The organism is uncultured Campylobacter sp., assembly GCF_938040115.1.
Classification (GTDB): domain Bacteria; phylum Campylobacterota; class Campylobacteria; order Campylobacterales; family Campylobacteraceae; genus Campylobacter_A.
Map to the genome: position 1 here is coordinate 1 of NZ_CALHXD010000262.1, position 19,723 is coordinate 19,723.

The 19,723-nt window shown below is 46.5% G+C and carries 19 protein-coding genes and 1 pseudogene; 18 read left to right on the forward strand and 2 right to left on the reverse strand.

Annotated elements, in window-relative coordinates; all coding sequences use genetic code 11:
* The 4 genes and pseudogenes from Q0314_RS08745 to Q0314_RS08760 all read left to right on the forward strand — a co-directional run.
* A pseudogene (locus tag Q0314_RS08745) lies at window positions 1-455 on the forward strand (3'-5' exonuclease); the annotation flags it as partial.
* A gap of 130 nt (window positions 456-585) precedes the next feature.
* Window positions 586-1,314: a hypothetical protein gene (locus Q0314_RS08750; protein WP_298058313.1), complete on the forward strand. Its 729-nt coding sequence runs from the start codon at window positions 586-588 to the stop codon at window positions 1,312-1,314.
* Window positions 1,315-1,390: 76 nt separating this feature from the next.
* The gene (locus Q0314_RS08755) at window positions 1,391-2,449 is read left to right on the forward strand and encodes an NAD-dependent epimerase (RefSeq protein WP_298058315.1); all 1,059 of its coding nucleotides are present in this window, start codon (window positions 1,391-1,393) and stop codon (window positions 2,447-2,449) included.
* A complete protein-coding gene (locus Q0314_RS08760; RefSeq protein ID WP_298058317.1) occupies window positions 2,446-3,357 on the forward strand; it encodes a DNA ligase in 912 nt (303 codons plus the stop codon). Before Q0314_RS08755 ends, Q0314_RS08760 begins: the two co-directional genes overlap by 4 nt.
* Here the strand turns inward: Q0314_RS08760 and Q0314_RS08765 are convergent.
* The gene (locus tag Q0314_RS08765) at window positions 3,354-4,394 is read right to left on the reverse strand and encodes an LLM class flavin-dependent oxidoreductase (protein WP_298058318.1); all 1,041 of its coding nucleotides are present in this window, start codon (window positions 4,392-4,394) and stop codon (window positions 3,354-3,356) included. The two genes, Q0314_RS08760 and Q0314_RS08765, sit on opposite strands and share 4 nt — an antisense overlap.
* Before the next feature lie 189 nt (window positions 4,395-4,583).
* Between Q0314_RS08765 and galE the strand changes: the two genes are divergently transcribed.
* From galE to pglD, 13 genes are all read left to right on the forward strand, one after another.
* Window positions 4,584-5,570, forward strand: a complete 987-nt coding sequence (galE, locus tag Q0314_RS08770) for a UDP-glucose 4-epimerase GalE (protein WP_297938670.1) — start codon at window positions 4,584-4,586, stop codon at window positions 5,568-5,570.
* Window positions 5,567-6,889, forward strand: coding sequence for a UDP-glucose/GDP-mannose dehydrogenase family protein (locus Q0314_RS08775; protein WP_298058342.1), 1,323 nt, complete (start codon window positions 5,567-5,569; stop codon window positions 6,887-6,889). The genes galE and Q0314_RS08775 overlap by 4 nt, the downstream gene beginning before the upstream one ends.
* On the forward strand, window positions 6,886-7,329 hold the full coding sequence (locus Q0314_RS08780) for an ecotin family protein (protein ID WP_298058320.1): 444 nt from the start codon (window positions 6,886-6,888) through the stop codon (window positions 7,327-7,329). The genes Q0314_RS08775 and Q0314_RS08780 overlap by 4 nt, the downstream gene beginning before the upstream one ends.
* The gene (gene tviB / locus Q0314_RS08785) at window positions 7,326-8,558 is read left to right on the forward strand and encodes a Vi polysaccharide biosynthesis UDP-N-acetylglucosamine C-6 dehydrogenase TviB (protein ID WP_298058322.1); all 1,233 of its coding nucleotides are present in this window, start codon (window positions 7,326-7,328) and stop codon (window positions 8,556-8,558) included. Before Q0314_RS08780 ends, tviB begins: the two co-directional genes overlap by 4 nt.
* The gene (locus tag Q0314_RS08790) at window positions 8,558-10,072 is read left to right on the forward strand and encodes an MATE family efflux transporter (protein WP_298058323.1); all 1,515 of its coding nucleotides are present in this window, start codon (window positions 8,558-8,560) and stop codon (window positions 10,070-10,072) included. The genes tviB and Q0314_RS08790 overlap by 1 nt, the downstream gene beginning before the upstream one ends.
* A complete protein-coding gene (locus Q0314_RS08795; RefSeq protein WP_298058325.1) occupies window positions 10,069-10,824 on the forward strand; it encodes a glycosyltransferase family 25 protein in 756 nt (251 codons plus the stop codon). Before Q0314_RS08790 ends, Q0314_RS08795 begins: the two co-directional genes overlap by 4 nt.
* Before the next feature lie 93 nt (window positions 10,825-10,917).
* Complete coding sequence (locus tag Q0314_RS08800; RefSeq protein WP_298058327.1) at window positions 10,918-11,982, forward strand: glycosyltransferase; 1,065 nt, start codon at window positions 10,918-10,920, stop codon at window positions 11,980-11,982.
* Window position 11,983: 1 nt separating this feature from the next.
* Window positions 11,984-12,967 carry a glycosyltransferase family 2 protein gene (locus tag Q0314_RS08805; protein WP_298058329.1) on the forward strand — a complete coding sequence of 328 codons (984 nt, stop codon included), beginning with the start codon at window positions 11,984-11,986 and terminating at the stop codon, window positions 12,965-12,967.
* Window positions 12,964-14,091 carry a glycosyltransferase gene (locus Q0314_RS08810; RefSeq protein ID WP_298058331.1) on the forward strand — a complete coding sequence of 376 codons (1,128 nt, stop codon included), beginning with the start codon at window positions 12,964-12,966 and terminating at the stop codon, window positions 14,089-14,091. Before Q0314_RS08805 ends, Q0314_RS08810 begins: the two co-directional genes overlap by 4 nt.
* On the forward strand, window positions 14,081-16,441 hold the full coding sequence (locus Q0314_RS08815; protein WP_298058332.1) for an STT3 domain-containing protein: 2,361 nt from the start codon (window positions 14,081-14,083) through the stop codon (window positions 16,439-16,441). Before Q0314_RS08810 ends, Q0314_RS08815 begins: the two co-directional genes overlap by 11 nt.
* 59 nt (window positions 16,442-16,500) lie before the next feature.
* Window positions 16,501-17,628, forward strand: a complete 1,128-nt coding sequence (pglA, locus tag Q0314_RS08820) for a N,N'-diacetylbacillosaminyl-diphospho-undecaprenol alpha-1,3-N-acetylgalactosaminyltransferase (protein ID WP_298058334.1) — start codon at window positions 16,501-16,503, stop codon at window positions 17,626-17,628.
* Window positions 17,621-18,226 (forward strand): undecaprenyl phosphate N,N'-diacetylbacillosamine 1-phosphate transferase, encoded by a 606-nt coding sequence (gene pglC, locus Q0314_RS08825; RefSeq protein ID WP_298058335.1) that lies wholly within the window; start codon window positions 17,621-17,623, stop codon window positions 18,224-18,226. The genes pglA and pglC overlap by 8 nt, the downstream gene beginning before the upstream one ends.
* Window positions 18,213-18,818 (forward strand): UDP-N-acetylbacillosamine N-acetyltransferase, encoded by a 606-nt coding sequence (gene pglD, locus Q0314_RS08830; RefSeq protein ID WP_298058337.1) that lies wholly within the window; start codon window positions 18,213-18,215, stop codon window positions 18,816-18,818. Before pglC ends, pglD begins: the two co-directional genes overlap by 14 nt.
* 181 nt (window positions 18,819-18,999) lie before the next feature.
* Here the strand turns inward: pglD and Q0314_RS08835 are convergent, their stop codons facing one another.
* Window positions 19,000-19,194: a hypothetical protein gene (locus Q0314_RS08835; RefSeq protein WP_298058338.1), complete on the reverse strand. Its 195-nt coding sequence runs from the start codon at window positions 19,192-19,194 to the stop codon at window positions 19,000-19,002.
* 163 nt (window positions 19,195-19,357) lie between these two features.
* On the opposite strand from Q0314_RS08835, the gene Q0314_RS08840 reads away from it, so the two are divergent.
* A complete protein-coding gene (locus Q0314_RS08840; RefSeq protein ID WP_298058340.1) occupies window positions 19,358-19,516 on the forward strand; it encodes a transcriptional regulator in 159 nt (52 codons plus the stop codon).
* The last annotated feature ends 207 nt before the right edge of the window (window positions 19,517-19,723 follow it).

The following is a 19,723-nucleotide window of genomic DNA, read 5'->3' on the forward strand; positions in this document are numbered from 1 at the left end:
ATCTGCTCGATCACGTGAGCGAGTTTGGCTCCGTGCGCGGGCTAAAGCTCGATACGCTCTGCGCGAGCTTAAATTTGCCCGGCAAATACGACGTGCACGGCGATCAGGTGATGGAGCTGTTTTTTGACGGCAAGATAGATAAGATCAACGAATACTGCGAAAGCGACGTGCTAAACACCTACTGGCTTTTCCTAAAATACGAGCTTTTGCGCGGAAATTTGACGCTGGACGATTACGCAGACGATATCTCGGTGATGAGCGAGTGGCTCGCGGCAAACTGCGCTCAGATGGGCTATACGCCGGTGTTTTGCGAGGCAGTCGAGCGCGAGCTGGTGCGCCTTGAGACGCAAAACTACGAGGACGAGCCCGAGTTTGATGAAGAGGGCGAGCAGGCCGGGTCGGAGGAGTACTACACCGAAGAAAATATGCCTGAGATAAATTTGGACGAGCAGTAAGGACGGGCGCAAATTTAGCGTATTTTACCGGTTTGGCTAAATTTAAACGGCTCGCTTTTGTTAAAGCGTAATTTAATTATAGTTTCAGCAAGTACAGATAGTTTATATTTATAGAATGAAAGGATAATAGATGTATAAAAAGATCGTAGCTTTTTCGGCGATATTTGCCTTGCTATTTTCCGGTTGCGCAGAAAAAAGCGCCGGCGTTAAAAAAATAGACGAGATACAAGGACTTTATGCGTATAACGACGGATACTACGTCGTCGGCGACAAATATAGTTTTAGGCTAAACGAAACGGCAAAAATAGACGAAGCCAAACGCTTTTACGCTAGCGAGTTTGCAAATGACATAAAAGACGATTTCGCGTCTATTTGCATATACGGCAACGATGAAAAGATGGTTGGAACATACGTCATTTTTCTTGATAAAAAGCTATTTTCGGACGAGAGATACGCTGCGCTAAAAGCGTCTTTTGAGATGTTTGATCCAAACAAAAATATGCAAGGGTCTCAGACTATAAAAAGCTTTTTGGAGTCCGGATATATAACCGGTTATTACTATCTGAGCGGAAGTACGGCAAACATAAGCGACGCTAAAAGAAAAGAAATTTTAACCTCGGGTAAATTTCAAAATCCAATAAAAGTATATACGAATGTAGATTGCGAAAAAATAGGCGCAAGCAGCGGCGGTGCGGGGATAGATCTCGGCGGTGCCGCGATGGTCGTGGGTTTGCCCGTCGCTAGCGCGGGTATGATAGTAGCTTTTCCCGCCGTATTTGTAGTCGGGGCGGCTTTTTACGGTACGTTTTTCGTGGGTTGGGGACTTGGATGTTTGCTTGGCTTAGCGCGTTGTTCGTAGAGTCGGCGCTAATTTTATTTACGAGCTTTGATTTTTAAAATATGCTAAAATAGCGTCAAATCACAAAGGAAAAAACATGAAAATTTTAGTAACCGGAACGGCGGGATTTATCGGATTTCACTTGGCAAACGCCCTCGTAAAAAGGGGCGACGAGGTCGTCGGATACGACGTGATAAACGACTACTACGACGTAAATTTAAAGCTCGCGCGCCTAAAAACGGCGGGCTTTGACGTTAGTGAGATTGAGCAAGGCAAGCTGATAAGCTCAAAAACGCAGCCGAATTTAAAATTTATAAAAGCCGATCTAGCCGACGCCGAGACGATGAAAAGGCTTTTTGAGAGCGAGAAATTTGACTGCGTTGTAAATTTGGCCGCACAGGCGGGCGTTCGCTACTCGCTAATAAATCCGCAAGCCTACATCGACAGCAACGTCACGGGATTTATGAACATCCTTGAGTGCTGCCGCCACAACCAAACCGCAAATTTAGTCTACGCAAGCTCGAGCTCGGTCTACGGCCTAAACGAAAATATGCCCTTTAGTACGCACGAAGGCGTAAATCACCCGATCAGCCTCTACGCCGCGACTAAAAAAAGCAACGAAATGATGGCGCATACGTACTCGCATTTATTTGGCGTGCCGACTACGGGACTGCGATTTTTCACCGTTTACGGTCCGTGGGGACGCCCTGATATGGCGCTATTTTTGTTCGTCGACGCCGCGCTAAAAGGCAAGAAAATCGACGTCTTTAACTACGGCAAGATGAAGCGCGACTTTACCTACGTGGACGACATCGTAAAGGGCATCATAAAATGCATCGACAACCCTGCCAAGCCAAATCCTGCGTGGGACGCAAAGTATCCCGATCCCGCCACCTCTAGCGCGCCGTTTAAGGTCTATAATATCGGCAACAACAGCCCCGTAGAGCTCATGGACTACATCAAGGCCGTCGAGCTAAAAATCGGCCGCGAGATAGAGAAAAACTTCCTCCCGCTTCAAGCCGGCGACGTGCCTGCGACCTATGCGGACGTGAGCGATCTGGTAGCGGACTTTGACTACAAGCCAAACACTAGCGTAAATGACGGGGTGGCTAGGTTTATCGAGTGGTACTGCGAGTTTTACGGGGTTAAAATTTGAGATTTTTCGCGCTATTGCTGGCCGCCTTTTTAAATTTCGCTTTGGCGGCGCAGAGCGAAAACCTAAGCGACGCGGGTGTAGATACTGCTAAAAAAGATAAATTTGAGCTTTTAAAACTTAGCGAATACAAAGGCCAAAACGTCGGCGGCTGGCTAGCTAGCGAGAAGCTAGACGGCGTGCGCGCCTACTGGGATGGGCGAAATTTGCTATCCAGAAACGGTAAAATTATAGCCACGCCAGGGGGCTGGAGCGCGCATTTTCCGCCGTTTGCACTTGACGGTGAGCTTTACACTGCGCGGGGCGAATTTGAAAAAATCCAATCGATCGTAATGGATAAAACGCCAAATGAGGCAGCGTGGAGCGAGATCAAATTTCATGTTTTTGACGTGCCTGAGGCTAGCGGCGGGCTTTTAGAGCGGCTTAGCGAGCTTGAAAAATTTATCGCAAAGAACCCGCAAGCCGGGCAAAATTTAAAGATAATCAAGCAAGTAAAAGTAAAAGATAACGCCGAATTTGAGGCGTTTGCGGAGGCTGTCATCGCAAAGGGCGGCGAGGGTGCGGTCGTGCGCGAGCCAAACGCGCCGTATGAGCGAAAACGAAGCAAAAATGCTCTGAAATATAAAAAATTTAAAGACGCCGAGTGCGAGGTTGTCGCCGTAAATAAAGGCAGCGGCAAATACGAAAAATTTGTAGGCTCGCTTACCTGCAAGGCGCTTGGCGGCAAAGATGATAAAGAAAGAGCTGGCGAGCCAAAAGAGGGCACTATCTTTAAAATAGGCTCAGGACTAAGCGACAAAAATCGTCAAGATCCCCCAAAGATAGGCTCTATCATCACATATAAATTTCAAAATTTAACCGCCAACGGCAAGCCAAGATTTCCTATATTTTTAAGGGTTAGAGAGGATTAAATTTGATCCGTGATCTCTTTTAACGCCCCAAAAGAGTCAAACTGCGCCTTTTCATCAAAAATAAAGCTTTGAGCCATGATCTCATCGACTGCTAGTCTATTTTGAAACTCTAAAATTTGCTCTTTAACGCTTTGCTTTGAGCCTATAAAAGAACACGCCATCATCTCTTCTGTGACGCTTCTTTCTCTATTTTTTAGCTCTATTTGCCTAAAGTCGATCGGCCCAAAATGCGGAGTCTGTGCGCCTGCCTTGCCACTTTTGGCAAAGACCTCGTCGTTGTCCCTTTTTGGCGGCTGCAAATACTCTTTTTCGCCAGTTACTACGTTTAAGAAAAATTGCGTTTGCGTAGTGGCTAAACTCTTTGCTAGCTCGTCACTTTGGGCTATTATTACATTTGCTCCTGCGATGATATAGGGCGCTTTTAAAAAGGGCGATGGTTTGAAATTTTGACGATAAATTTCTACCGCTTTTTCTAGCGCACGTGGTGCAAAGTGCGACGCAAAGGCGTAAGGCAGGCCAAACTCAGCCGCCACGTATGCGCTATATATGCTTGAGCCAAGTATGTAAATAGGTGGAATTTTGTCTACTTTTGGATAGGCTTTCACGGCTCTTTTGGCGTTAAAATAGTCCATTAGCTCGTTTATCTGCATGTTAAATTCCATCTCTCTTGCGCCGCGTCTAAGCACCGCAGCCGTCTCTAGGTCAGTCCCTGGAGCTCTGCCTAGCCCAAGATCGACGCGGTTTGGATATAGCGTCTCAAGAGTGGCGTACTGCTCGGCGATAGAGTAGGGGCTGTGGTTTGGTAACATCACGCCGCCAGAGCCCACACGCAGGCTTTTTGTATGCTCTAAGATGTGTGCGATGATGAGCTGCGTGGCTGAGCTAGCTAAGTTTTTCATATTGTGATGCTCTGCGACCCAGTAGCGCTTTATGCCGATATCTTCGGCAAATTTAGCCAGTTCGAGGGCCGCATTTATCGCATCTTTTGCGTCACCGCCTTGTTTTATCGGTAGTAAATTTAAGATTGAGACATTCATTTTTATCCTTTTTTGTAGATGAGGAATTATAAAGATTAAATTTTAAATAAATTGTAAGTCTATTTTAAATTTCTAAAGATAGATATCCATTTTGCAGCTTTTAGGCAAAATTTAAAAATTAACCTTACTTTACTTTTGCTTTACTCTATTTTTGATAAAATTAACTACTTTTTTATGAAAGGCTTAAACTTGAAGATTTTAGTAACAGGTGGAGCTGGATACATCGGCAGCCACGTAGTAAAAGCACTTTTAAAGCAAGGCAGCGATGAGATAACTATCATCGACAATCTCTGCAAGGGCTCGCAAAAAGCACTTGAGGCACTCCAAAAGATAGGAAATTTTAAATTTATAAAGGCAAATTTAGAGGATGATCTAGGCGGGATTTTTGCGGAGGGCAAATTTGACGCGATTATCCATTTTGCCGCATTTATCGAGGTTTTTGAAAGCACTCAATATCCGCTAAAATACTACCTAAACAACACCGCAAACGTAGCCAAAATTTTGACCTATTGTAAGCAGTACGGCGTAAATAAATTTATCTTTAGCTCCACGGCGGCGGTTTACGGCGAGCCCGAGATCGGCGAGGTTGATGAGCAAACCGCGGCAAATCCGATAAATCCCTACGGCCGAAGCAAGCTAATGAGCGAGTGGATCATCAAAGACTACGCCGCTTCAAATGAAAATTTCAAATTTGCGATTTTGCGCTACTTTAACGTCGCGGGCGCCGACGAGGAGGGGCTCATCGGGCAAAACTATCCAAACGCCACGCATCTAATCAAAGTCGCGACGCAGACGGCTCTGGGCAAGCGTGAAAGCATGGGGATTTTCGGCAGCGACTATCCGACGACAGACGGCACCTGCGTGAGGGACTACATCCACGTGAGCGACCTAGCGGACGCGCATCTAAGCGCGCTGGAGTATCTAAACGAGCATGAAAAAAGCGAGACCTTTAACGTCGGCTACGGCCGCGGTTTTAGCGTAAAAGAGGTTATAGAAACGGCTAAAAAAGTAAGCGGGGTTGATTTTAAAGTAGTTAGCGCGCCTCGTAGAGAGGGCGATCCGGCGTGCCTCATCGCAAAGCCCGAAAAGATAAGAAAATTAACTAACTGGCGGCCTAAGAGAGAGGATCTCGCGCTCATCATAAAAACCGCGCTTGAGTGGGAGAAACGGCTGTGAGGATCGCAGTCGTAGGCACGGGCTACGTGGGGCTAGTTAGCGGCGCGTGCCTAGCTAAAATGGGCAACGACGTCATATGCGTGGACGTGGACGAAGCAAAGATAAACGCTCTAAACAGCGGCGTTATACCGATCTATGAGCCCGGACTTTCTGAAATCGTGGCTGAGTGCAGGGCAAACGGCGCGCTCAAATTTAGCGTCGATATAAAAGAGGCCTTGGCGCACGCTAGCGTGCTATTTATCGCGGTGGGTACGCCTATGGGCGCGGACGGGCAGGCCGATCTGCGATACGTGCTAGAAGTCGCAAAAAGCATCGGGCAAAATTTAACCTCGCCGTTAATCGTCGTGGATAAATCAACCGTCCCCGTGGGTACGGCGGAGAAGGTAACCGAAGTGATCGCGGGCGAGCTAAAAAAGAGAAACATAGACGTCAAATTTGAGGTCGTCTCAAACCCCGAGTTTTTAAAAGAGGGCGCGGCAGTCGAGGACTTTTTAAAGCCAGACCGCGTCGTAGTGGGCGCTAGTAGCGAGTGGGGGCAAAGCGTTATGCGCGAGCTTTATGCGCCCTTTATGAAAAATCACGATAGATTTATCGCCATGGACGTAAAGTCCGCCGAGATGACCAAATACGCCGCAAATGCGATGCTAGCGACTAAAATCAGCTTTATAAACGAGATCGCGGGGATCTGCGAACGCGTGGGAGCGGACGTAAATTTGGTGCGAAAAGGCATCGGCAGCGACTCTCGCATCGGCTATAGCTTTATATACCCCGGCTGCGGATACGGCGGCAGCTGCTTTCCAAAAGACGTCGAGGCGCTCATCTACACCGCTAGGCAAAACGGCTTTGAGCCGCAGGTTTTAAGCGCGGTGGAGGCTAGAAACGCGGCGCAAAAAACGGTGCTTTTTGAAAAAATTTCAGCATTTTTCGGCGGAAATTTGAGCGGCAAAACGGTAGCGATTTGGGGGCTGGCGTTTAAGCCAGATACCGACGATATGCGCGAGGCTAGCTCGCTCGCACTCATAAAAGTGCTAGAAAACGCGGGCGCAAACGTCGTCGCCTACGATCCAAAAGCCGTAAACGAAGCCAAAAAATATCTACCTAACTCAAATTTAAAATTCGCCCCAAACAAATACGACGCGCTAAACGGCGCCGACGCGCTCGCGCTGGTTACCGAGTGGAGCGAGTTTAGGTCGCCTGATTTTATGGAGATGAAACAGCGGCTAAAAAATGCCGTGATCTTTGACGGGCGCAATCAATACGACGCGAAAAATCTGGCAAATTTAGGCTTTAAGTATTTCCAAATAGGAGTGAAATCATGAGGAAAATTTTACTTTTTATCGCGGCTTGCGTGCTGCCGTTTGCGCTTTTTGCAGGCGAAAACGCGCCAAAAACCGAGGAAAATATTTTCGAGCTACCTATCTCAAAGATGCCGCCTGATTATTTTAAATACGAAGTCGCGTTTTTTAAAGAGATGCAAATCGACTGCAACTTTGCCTTTTTACTCGGCGGAAAACTCGAGGAAAAAGAGGACGCGCGCGGGATTTATTACGAATTTAGCGGCGGAGATGAGCTGGCGCAGACGATGATGCTTTGCAAGGACGGAAAGAAAAAGAGGCGGGTTTATTATGAGCTCACTCAAATTTTACCCGGCGTTAGCCCTATTAAAATCATAACTCCGCAAGGCGTAGGCGCGGAAATAAGAATGTATGAACGCGTAAAAACGATAGAACCAAAAAAATTAAAAAGGAAAAATAAATGAAAATAGCCGTTATCGGACTAGGATACGTCGGGCTGCCTTTGGCGGCTGCATTTAGCGAGAAATACGAAGTCACGGGCTTTGACGTCAATGCCGCCCGTATCGAGGAGCTTAAAAGTGGGTATGACCGCACGCTAGAGCTAAGCGCTGAGCAGATGAAAAAAGCGATAGAGAACGGTATGAAATTTAGCCTAAATTTGGACGATATAAAGGAGTGTAATTTCTTTATCGTTACCGTTCCGACGCCGATAGATAAGAACAAACGTCCCGATCTAACGCCCGTCGTAAAAGCCACGCAAAGCGTCGCTAAAGTGCTAAAAAAAGGCGATATCGTCGTGTATGAAAGCACCGTGTATCCGGGCGTTACGGAGGAGATTTGCGTGCCGCTACTTGAGCAAAGCGGGCTTAAATTTAACGAGGACTTTTTCTGTGGATACTCGCCGGAGCGCATAAACCCGGGCGACAAAGAGCACACCGTAACTAAAATCAAAAAAATCACTAGCGGCTCGACGCCCGAGGTAGCCGACAAGGTCGATGAGGTCTACCGCTCGATCATAACGGCGGGCACGCACAAAGCGCCTACTATCAAGGTCGCCGAGGCCGCCAAAGTCATCGAAAACACGCAGCGCGATATAAACATCGCCTTTATGAACGAGCTTGCGATGATATTTAACAAGATGAACATCGACACGAACGCGGTTTTGCAGGCGGCGGGCACGAAGTGGAATTTCTTAAATTTCCGTCCTGGGCTAGTGGGCGGCCACTGCATCGGCGTGGATCCTTATTATCTCACGCATAAGGCGCAGGAGCTTGGCTTTCATCCCGAAATGATCCTAGCCGGACGCCGTATAAATGACAATATGGGCAAATACGCCGCCGATCAAGTCGTAAAACTAATGATAAAAAGGGGCGTTTTGATAAATTCGGCCCGCGTTTTGGTGCTTGGGCTTACGTTTAAGGAAAACTGCCCCGACATCCGCAACTCGCGCGTGATAGACGTGATCGAGGAGCTTAGGGATTTTGGTTGCCGCGTGGACGTCTACGATCCGTGGGCGGACGAAGCCGAGGTGAAGCGCGAATACGGTATCGCGCCTCTAAAAAGCTTTGACGAGGCGGACTACGACTGCGTCGTGATCGCCGTCGCTCACGATAAATTTAAAGGGTTAAAATTTAGCAAAGCTCTCGTTTACGATATCAAAAACGTTTACGAAAACGCCGACGCAAGGCTGTAATGCTCGTAAATTTGATCAGCTCCATCGTCGTTTTTATCGTCTCGATGGGGATAAATTTTTTCCTCACGCCCTACATTTTAAAGAGCCTAGGCAACGAAGCCTACGGCTTTGTCGGGCTATCTAACGCTATCGTAGCCTACGCCCTAGTCGTGACTGCTGCGATAAACTCCGTTAGCGGCCGCTTCGTCGCGTACGAGTGGCACAGAGGGGGCATCTGCGCGGCAAACGCCTACTACTCGTCGGTTCTGGTCGTAAATATCTTTTTTTGCGTTCTTATTTTGCTTGGCGCGGGCGTTTTTATCTTAAATTTACAAAGCGTGCTAAACGTGAGCGACGCGCTGCTAGGCGACGTGCGGCTTACTTTCGCGTTTTATTTTATAAATTTTTGCGTCGGGCTTTTTAACGGCGTCATCAGCGTCTCGATGTTTATCAAAAACAAGCTATACATCATCTCTGTTCGTAACGCCGCGTCTAGCGCCATTTTGGCCGCTCTCATCGTAGCGCTTTTTTATTTTTTTAGACCGATGATCGCCTATATCGCGATCTCCGCTCTAGTCGCGTCGCTCTTTGTGTTTTTTACGAGCGTTTGGGTTTCGCGCCGCATCACGCCCGAGCTTAAATTTAACCCAAGCGAATTTGACTTTACGCGGATAAAAGAGCTGCTAAAATCAGGCGTCTATAATAGCTTTAACGCCCTAAACCGCGTGCTTATGAGCGGTATGGATCTGTTTATCTGCAATATCTTTTTAAGCGCGAACGCGACTGGAATTTTAGCTGTTTCAAAGGCGGCTCCGATCATTTTGGAGAGCTTCGTGGCGCAGCTTAGCGCGATATTTGCGCCAAAATTCGTCGAGCACTACTCTAAGTCAAATTTGACCGCGCTTGTTGCGGAGGCTAAATTTTCGATGCGAGTTACGGCGTTTGTTATGAGTGTGCCGGCAGCTATTTTCGTGGCTTTCGGGCGCGAATTTTATACGCTTTGGCTGCCGTTTAAAAGCGCGGACGAGATAAATCTAATCTATAATCTATCGATGATAACTCTAGTGCCGATTATATTTATCAGCTACGTTTTTTCGCTTTTTAATCTCGATAGCGCGACCAATAAATTAAAGCGCCCCGCGATAGCAAACACTATTTTGGGTGCCGGCACGATTTTGGCGCAGATTGCCGTGCTTAAATTTACGGACTACGGCATCTACGGTATGGCGATCGTCGGTGCAGCGCTTTATTCGGTGCGCATTTTGGGATTTGACCTCATAAATGCTGCCTTAAATTTGAGCTTGCTGCTTACGACTTTTTACGGCGTTTATTTTAAAAATTTAGCCGTTTTCGCGGCAGTTTGCGGGCTGTTTTTTTGGCTGCGAAATTTCGTACAAATTTCAAGCTGGAGCGAATTTGCCGCGTATTCGGCGGTTTTGCTTGCAGTGGGATACGCCGCGAGCTTGTTTTTGATATTTGACAAAAGAGAGCAGCTAATCGTGATAAATAAAATCAAATCGAAGTTTAAAAGATGAAAAATTTAGTATTCGTTATTTCGCTAAAAAGCGACGAGGCGCGCAGGCAAAAGCTAAAAAAGCGGTTTAAAAACTACGGCGAATTTAAGATCGTCGAGGCTGTGGGCGGCAGGGCGATGAGCGCAAAGGAGTACTACGGCTACGTGCTGCCTAGCCTTGAGGCCTACGGCAGGCTTTTAAGCCCGTCCGAGGTCGGTTGCTCGCTCTCTCACGCGCGCGCTTACGAGGAGTTTTTAAAAAGCGACGCCCGGTTTGCGCTCATCTTAGAAGACGACGTCATAGGAGATGAAAGCGGCGTAAAAAAGGCGTTTGAAACGGCTACTAAGATGGATGCGGGCTCGGCGCTCATTTGCGGCGCGCAAGACGGGCTAGAGGGGCGATTTAGCGCATTTGGCAAAAAGCTGGAGGAGGATTTTTGGCTGGTCTCAAAGCGCTCTTACGGCACGATTTACCGAGCGGCTGCTTACGTGCTTGATAGGCGCGCGGCGGAAAAGATCTTGCAAACGCACAAAAAGGCGCTTTGCGTGGCTGATTTTTGGCGGATTTTGCTTTTACAAAACGGCTTAAAGATGTATTTTAGCGATATCTTTGCGCATCCAACCGATCTAACAGACTCAAATATCCAAGCCGAGCGAGTGCAAAGAGCGCAGGTAAAGGTCTCCCCGCTAGCTCGCCTAAACAGCTTAAAATATGTCGCCGCAACGCGCTTTGAAGCGGCAATTTTAGGCTATGAGCGGATATTTAAAAGATAGGAAACTAAGCGATTATAAAGCTCAAAATTTATAAAATCAATAATTTTGAAGATTTATTAAATTTTCGCGCACCGATTAAAATTTGGAGAGAGAATGAAGGTTTTATTTATAATTTCGACCCTGCAAGCAGGCGGCGCCGAGCGCGTGATGAGCTTGCTAGCGAGCTATTTTGCGAAATTTCACGACGTAACGCTTTTAAAATTTGACACCAAACCGCCGTTTTACGAGCTAGACGAGAGGATAAAGCTGATAGATCTGCCTTTCCCGATGGTGAAAAAAGGGTTTTTTGCAAATTTAATAAGGCGCGTGAAAAAGTTTTTTTATCAGCGAAATTTGATCAAAAACGGCGGATTTGACGTCGTTATCTCATCGATGGATAGCACCAATATCAACGTAATTTTGTCGAATTTATTTATAAACAAGCCGCTTTTTATCAGCGAGCATTCAAGCGCCGATTTTTTCAAAGGGCGCGGCTGGCTGTTTTTGCGCCGTTTGCTCTATCCGCTAGCTAGCGGACTCACGGTACTTACGAAAGAGGACTACGAGTACTATAGCTTCGTAAAAAATAAAACCGTGATGTATAATCCGATGTTTGAAGCCAAAAAGCAGGGCTTGCCGAAGGAAAATATCATCCTTTTCGTCGGCCGTCTCATCTCGCTTAAAGGCTGCGACGTATTTTTAAAGGCTATGAGCTTAGTCGATAAAGAGCTTTTAAAAGAGTGGAAAATCGTGATAGCGGGCGCTGGCGAAGAGAGGCAAAGGCTAGAGCTTATCGCGCACGAGCAACTGCATCTAAACGCCGAATTTATCGGGCAAACGAGCGATGTAGCTTCGCTTTACGAAAGGTCTAAAATTTTAGTCTCAAGCTCCAAAACCGAGGGCTTGCCGAATGTTTTAATCGAGAGCGTATTTTTTAACTGCGCTAGGGTGGCGACTGCTACAAGCGGCGCAAAAGAGCTCATCGAGGACGGCAAGGATGGATTTTTGGTACCGATAGACGACGTAAAAGCGCTCGGAAGCAAAATCGAACTTTTAATGCGCGACGAGGAGCTTAGGCAAGAGCTGGTAAAAAACGCCAACGAGCGAAAAAACGCCTTTAAAACCGATCAAATTTATCAAAAGTGGATAGATTTTATCACGCAAAACATAAAGAACTGAAATGCTAAAAGTAAGCATAATAATCCCGACCTACAACCGCAAAGAGCTTTTTGAAGCCGCCCTAAAAAGCGCGCTAGCCCAAGACTACGAAAATAAAGAGATCATAATCAGCGACGATAACTCAAACGACGGTACGCGCGAGCTCGCGCAGAGTTACGTCGCTAAATTTGACAACGTAAAATACGTCCTAAATCAAACCTACGACCGCGGCCCAAACGGAAATAAAAACAACGGCTTTGACCACGCTAGCGGTGATGCTTTCGTGATACTAGACGACGATGACTTGCTGATAGAAGGCGCCATAAGCAAGATGGCGGCCGTGCTAGAGCAGGGGTATGCTAGCGTCTGGGCGAACTGTTATTTTGAGATTGACGGCGAGCCGACGACGAAATTTTCGGGATTTGGACTGAGTAAAAACGGGGAAATTTCGCCGCAGGACTACTACGACGGCAAGATAACGGGCGAGTTTTTGATAATGTTTCGCCGCGACGCCATCGGTCAGAGGCGCTTTGAAAAGGGGCTTTACGGTAGCGAAAATACGCTTTGGATATATCTTTTTGATCTTCCTGCTTACTATCTGCACGATGCAGTGCGTATTTACCGCTTTCACCGCAGCGACAGCGTCACGATAAACTCGTTTAAGCGTCCGCTTTGCATAATGAAAGGCTACGCGATGACTGCGGAGCTCATTTTACAAAAGATCGCCGAGAAAAACGCTCAAGCTAGCGCAAACGGCTCAAATTCGGCTGAGCCGAAATTTCGCGTAAACGACGCTCACATCGCGATCCTCTATAAAATGGCGGCATATTATGCAAAATTTGGCGGCGAATACAAAAAAATGTACGAATATCTTTTTAAAAGCCTCAAATTTAAATTTACAAAAGAAGCGCTTGCAATGCTGATCTTAAGCCCGTTTCCAAAGTCTATGATTTTATTTTTAACTAAAATTCGCGTTTGGATATACAAAAAAACGCACGGCGAATGAAAAAATTAGCCGTTTTTCTATACTCGATGGGGCCGGGCGGCGCGGAGCGCGTGGTTTCAAATTTGCTCCCGGCTTTGTGCGAAAAATACGAAGTTCATCTCGTTTTGATGAGCGAGGTCGTAGCCTACGAGATACCAAGCGCGGTTAAAATTCACTTCCTCGAGCGCTCAGATCCTTATGAAAGCGGCGTAAAAAAGCTTTTTCGTTTGGGACTTTTGTTTCCGTTTTTAGCCTTAAATTATAAAAAACTTTGCGACGATTTGGCTATCGACCTGCATTTTGTCTTAATGAACCGGCCTTGTTATATCGCGCTTTTAGCAAGGATCGCCGGAGTAAAAGGACGGATGGTGATAAGCGAGCGCAGCTGCCCGTCGGTCATCTATAAAAGCGGCCTTAGCGGGTTTGCCAATAGAATTTTGGTTAAGGCGCTCTATCCTAGAGCCGATCTGATTTTAGCCAACGCGCAGGGAAATGCCGATGATCTCGTGCGAAATTTCGGCTGCGACGCAAAAAAAACTAAGGTGCTATATAACGCGATCGATTTAGCGGCGATAAAAACTCTCGCAAACGAGCCGCTAGATGCTAAATTTAAGCCGTTTTTTCTAAATATCGGCCGGCTTGATAGCGGTAAAAATCAAGCGATGTTAATAAAAATAATCGCAAATTTAAATGACGAGCGCGCGACGCTTGGGATTTTAGGCAAGGGGCCTTTGCAAGGCAAGCTTCAAAATTTGATCGACGAGCTTGGCGTGAGCGAGCGAGTAAAGCTGCTAGGCACGGATAAAAATCCGTTTAAATTTATCAAAAACGCGCAGTGTTTCGTCTGTGCTTCGCGGTTTGAGGGCTTTTCAAACGTGCTTTTAGAGGCGCTTGCTTGCGAGAGATTTATTATCTCCACCGATCATAAAAGCGGCGCTAGGGAGCTTCTAGGCGACGATGAGTACGGCATTTTAACGCCCGTTGACGACGAAAAAGCGATGGAGTCGGCGATGAGGCGTGCGCTTGAGGATGAAAATTTGAGGCAAGATTATGAAAAAAAGGCGTACGGCCGTGTAGTAAAATTTGATAAAAATGCCGTCGCGGCGCAGCTCATAGGATACTTAGAGGATAAAAATGTCGAGTAAAATTTCGGGACTCTTGGATAAATTTAAATTTTCAAAACAGACTTGCTTTTTGATGCTTGCGGCGTTTATTTTTAGCGTGGTTTGTAGGCTGTACTGGGTGTATTGGGCGGGCGAGTATCAGCACTTTTTCTGGAACGATCAGCTCATGATCAGCACAAACGACGGCTACGCCTTCGCCGAGGGCGCGCGCGATATGATAGCGGGCTTTCATCAGCCAAACGACCTTAGCTACTATGGCCGTTCGATGCCGACGCTTACGTATTTTTTGTATCAAATTTTACCTTTTAGCTTTGAGAGCATTTTGCTTTATATGAGCGTGTTTTTTAGCTCGCTTATCGTTATTCCCGTGATTTTGATAGCCAAAGAGTACGAGATGCCCAGCATGGGGTTTGCGGCGGCCTTGCTAGCTAGTATCGCAAACAGCTACTACAACCGCACGATGGCCGGCTACTACGACACCGATATGCTCACGATCGTGTTGCCTGCGTTTAGCGTCTGGGCGATGATACGCCTGGCGCAGAAAAAAAACGTAAACGACCTCATTTTTATCCCGATTTTTATCCTGATAAACGACTGGTGGTATCCGAGCTCTTACTCGCTAAATTTTGCCATGCTGGGCGCATTTTTGCTCTATACTTTGATTTTTGATAGGAAAAACGCGCTAAATTACGAAGCGGCTATTTTGATGATAGTTGCACTTACGTATATCGATTTTTACGCTAAAAGCGCGCTTGCGATCGCGCTTTATCTAGCGATGAGATTTCGTCCTCAGATCTGGGATAAACGCGTAGTAGCCGCGTGCCTAGCTCTGGCCGTAGGTTTACTTGGCTTTAGCGGCGGGCTAAATCAAATTTTATTTCAGCTTAAATTTTACATATTTCGCGGGGTTTCCGAGAGTAGTGAACCGGTTTTTCATTTTTATAACGTAAATAAAACGATAATGGAAATGAGCGATTATTCGTTTGAGTTCGAGTCGATAAACGCCTTTGCTAAGCGCATCAGCGGGCATATCGTTACTTTTGTTTTATCGCTCGTAGGAGTCGCGGCGCTTTGTCTTAAATTTCGCTCCTTTTTACTCGCGCTTCCGATGCTGCTACTTGGGTTTTTGGCGCTAAAAGGCGGGCTTAGATTTACGATCTACTCCGTGCCCGTGATGGCGATAGGATTTGGATATTTTGCGGCGCTTTGTGTGAGTTTTTTTAAAAAAGATAAAATTTTAGACAAATTTTGCACCGTTTGCGTTGCGGCGTTTTTCGCGTTTTTCTTTTTATATTTTGATAAATATTACAGCCTTTTGCACGGCAAATCTCCCGTTTTCGCGCCAAATTTTGACGGCGAGGCGAGCTTTGGCGTATATCTAGCCACGTTTGCGGCGGCGGTGCTTATTTGCGGGGCGGCTTATTTTATGGTCTCAGGCCTAAGCTCGCTCAAAAAGCACGCTCTTTTAGAAAAAATTTGCGTCTTTTGTATCGCCGCGCTATCTTTGATGCCGTGTCTTGAGCATATTTACGGCTACAAAGTCGGCACGGTTTTTGCCAAAAGCGAGGTCGAGAGCCTAGATAAACTACACAAGATCGCGGGACGCGAGGACTACGTGCTGGCGTGGTGGGACTACGGCTATCCGATCCGCTACTACGCAGACGTCAAGACCCTCATCGACGGCGGCAAGCACCTGGGCAGGGATAACTTCGCCGTGAGCTTTGCGCTAGCTAGCAACCAGCGCATGTCGGCAAATATGGCCCGTCTAGAAGTCGAATACACCGAGCGAAATTTCAGCGAGAGATTTGGGTTAAATTTGAACCAAATGATGAAAGACTACAACGCCACTAGCGTAAATTCGTTTTTATATTCGCTAAATAGCAAGGATTTCCGCCCGCCACAAAAAACGCGCGAGATTTATTATTATCTGCCTGACTCCATGATCGATATCTTTAGCGCCGTTTTGCGCTTTTCAAACCTCGATCTAAACAGCGGCGAGGAGTACGGAGCGATATTTTATCCGGGCAAACCTTACTCGGTGGACGGCGATACGATAAATATCGGCGGAGGGTTTAGCGTATCGGGTGACGCGTCTAAAGTCTATATCGGCGAGCGCGAAATATCCGTAAATACGTACTTTGAAACAAGCTACGACGAAAAGGATAAGCTGGTCGTCAAAAAGCACGAGATGGACGTGGACGGTAAAATTTATCTCATTTTTATGAAGGATTACAGGCGGTTTTTGGTGCTTGACGAAGCGGTGCTAAACTCGGCCTACATACAGCTTTTCGTGCTCGAAAACTACGACAAAGAGCTCTTTGAGCCGGTCGTTTTAAACGGCGCGGTTAAAATTTATAGGTTGCTAAGATGAGGGCGGTAAATTTGATCAAGGCGCAGGTATCCGCTAGATTTGCGATAGAGGTTTTTTAAATGGCTAAATTCGGATTTTTATCTCACGCCGATATGAGCATTTACTTTTTCCGCGCGCCGATCATGCGCGAGCTAAAGCGGCTCGGGCATGAGGTGTTCGCTATCGCGCCAAAGGGCGACTACACGGATAGGCTAAAAAGCGAGTTTAACTGCGTGACGTACGAGCTTGACCGCGCGAGCCTAAATCCTCTAACCGTGCTTGAAAACTCAAAAAAGCTCGCCGATATCTTGCGCTCGATAAATTTAGACCTACTGCAAACCTCGGCGCATAAATCAAACGTGTTTGGCACCTTTGCCGCTAAAAAAGCGGGCATAAAGCGCGTGATAAATTTGGTCGAGGGGCTTGGTAGCTTTTATATCGATAACGACTTAAAAACCCGTCTAGTACGCGCCGCGATCGAGACGCTTTATAAAAAAGCGCTAAATATGAGCGACGGCTGCGTGTTCGTAAATGAGGCCGATCCGGCGTATTTTTTGAGCCGCGGGCTGATAGCCGAAGAGAAAATTTTTAAGATAAAAAGCGTGGGTGTGGATACGCTCAAATTTGACGAAAGCAGCGTGCCGGCCGCAAATTTGGGCGAGGATCTGCGCGGTAAAAAAATAGTGCTGATGATAGCGCGCGCGATGTGGCACAAGGGCGTGCGCGAGTTTTACGAGGCGGCAGAGCTTTTACGCGGGCGCGAGGACTGCGCGTTCGTCTTTGCGGGCGAAGGGTTTGAGGGAAACAAAAGCACGGCCGACGCGAAGTTTTTAAAGGGTGGCGCGGTGCGGTATCTGGGCGCTAGAGACGACGTGCCGGGGCTTTTAAAGGCTAGCTATCTACTCGCGCTTCCAAGCTACAAAGAGGGCTTCCCGCGCACGGTTTTAGAGGCGATGAGCATGGGCAGAGCAGTCGTTGCTAGCGATGTGGCCGGCTGTAACGAGGCTGTGACGAACGGCTTTAACGGCCTGCTTTGCGAGGCGAAAAACTCGGCCGATCTAGCCGCAAAGATAGAAATTTTACTAAACGACGAAAATTTGGCCGCACAGATGGGACGAAACGGGCGGGAGCTTGCCGTGCGCGAGTTTGACGAGCGAGCGGTCGCTAGGAAATATATAGAAATTTATAGGAAATTTATCGATGTATAGGGCGTTTTTTAAGAGATTACTGGATATTTGCGGCGCGATTTTTCTCATAGTTTTGACGCTGCCGATTATGGCGGTCATCGCGGTTTTGATATATTTTAAGGTTAGCAAGGACGTCATTTTTACGCAGGCGCGCCCGGGTTTGCACGCTAAAATTTTTAAAATTTACAAATTTAAAACGATGAGCGACGAGCGCGGCGCGGACGGCGAGCTTCTGCCCGACGAAGCGCGGCTAAACGATTACGGCAAAAAGATCCGCGCGCTAAGCCTGGATGAGCTGCCGCAGCTTTTTAACGTGCTAAAGGGCGATATGAGCTTCATCGGGCCGCGTCCGCTTTTGGTCGAGTACCTGCCTCTTTACGACGCCGAGCAGGCGACCCGCCATGACGTGAGACCGGGTATCACGGGGCTAGCGCAGGTAAACGGTCGCAACGCGATAAGCTGGGCTGAGAAGTTTAAATTTGACGCGAGATACGTTCGCGAGCTTAGTTTTATGCTGGACGCGAAAATCGCGATTTTAACGGTGCAAAAGGTGTTAAAACGAAGCGGCGTGAGCAAAGAAGGCATGGCTACGACGGAGAAATTTAATGGCCGCAACTAAAATTTACGTTTACGGCTTTAGCGGGCACGGGGCGGTAGTGGCGGATGTGGCTAGAGCGTGCGGATACGGCGAGGTCGTGTTTTTGGACGACGCTAAATTTGACGGCAAAAACGTGCTCAAATTTGACCCGAGTCTGGAAAAAGCGGACGTGATCGTAGCTATCGGAGATAATAAAATCAGGCGCATCCTGCAAGAAAGAGTAAAAAACGCGGGCTTTGACGTTGCACGCTTGATTCATCCAAGCGCGGTAGTAAGCGCTAGCGCAAAAATAGGCGAGGGCGCGGTCGTGATGCCAAATGCCGTCATAAACGCACGCGCAGTAGTGGGCGATGGCGCAATAATAAACACGGGCGCGGTCATCGAGCATGACTGCGAGATCGGCGATTTTGCGCACGTTAGCCCAAATGCGGCGCTAGCAGGCGGCGTGATCGTTGGCGCAAACACGCACGTAGGCATAGGATCTTGCGCTATACAGTGCGTAAAAATCGGCTCAGACTGCATAATCGGAGCGGGCAGCGTCGTAGTAAGAGATATCGCAGACGGTAGCGTCGCCTACGGTAATCCTGCTAAAGTTAGGCGAAATTTGGGCTGAAATTTAAAAGTTTCAAAATGTGTTTATCAAATTTTAACTTGCTTGCTGTTTTACTGCATAGGTTGAATATGGAGAAGATAAAAGAAAGTTAAAACCCATTAATTCTTTGTAGTATTTGACGACGTTGTGTTTAATGCTTAAAACCATAGTTTTATTTTAATTTTCAATAATCTTTTATTTATTATCCACCAAAAAATCCACGAACAAAGCCTTTACCAAATTCTGTCAAAAAGTCACCTACATCTCCATCGTCTTCTATTTGATTCATTAAGTAGACAACCGCGTTTTCTAACTCATTTACTCTTTGGTGAAATTTATATAAAATAATACCCATAACAAAAATTACAACCCCTAAGCCACTAACTATCCAAATCATTTTTTGTGCTCCTTCGTTCAATATAGCATAATTATAAAAATATTTTTATTAAGAATAATTGAAATACTCAATAATAAATCAATAAAAACATACAATAATTCAATAGTTTTTTTATCAGAAAAAAATTTATACAATTTTATATTTTTAAAAATAGGATAAATCAGTGCAAAAGCGAACCAAGCGAGATATGGCGTATTGTCTTGATATTGATGCCGCCACTTTATATAATTGGCGTAAAAATAAGTCGAATTTATATCGCATAGTTATGCATGGCTTCAAATTTGATGAACTGATAGAGAAAAGCAAGCAAACCTACGAATAGCTACAGGCTTTTAGCGAGCTAATAGAAGCCGATATATCTTTAAAAAACACTTCTAAATAGTCTTTTATAAAAATAAATTAAATTTTAAATGCTAGAATTTGCCTCAAATTTAAAAAAGGCAAAAAATGCAAAGAATTTTCCTAAGTCCGCCACACATGAGCGGCAAAGAGCAAGAGTACATAAACGAGGTTTTTAAGAGCAACTATA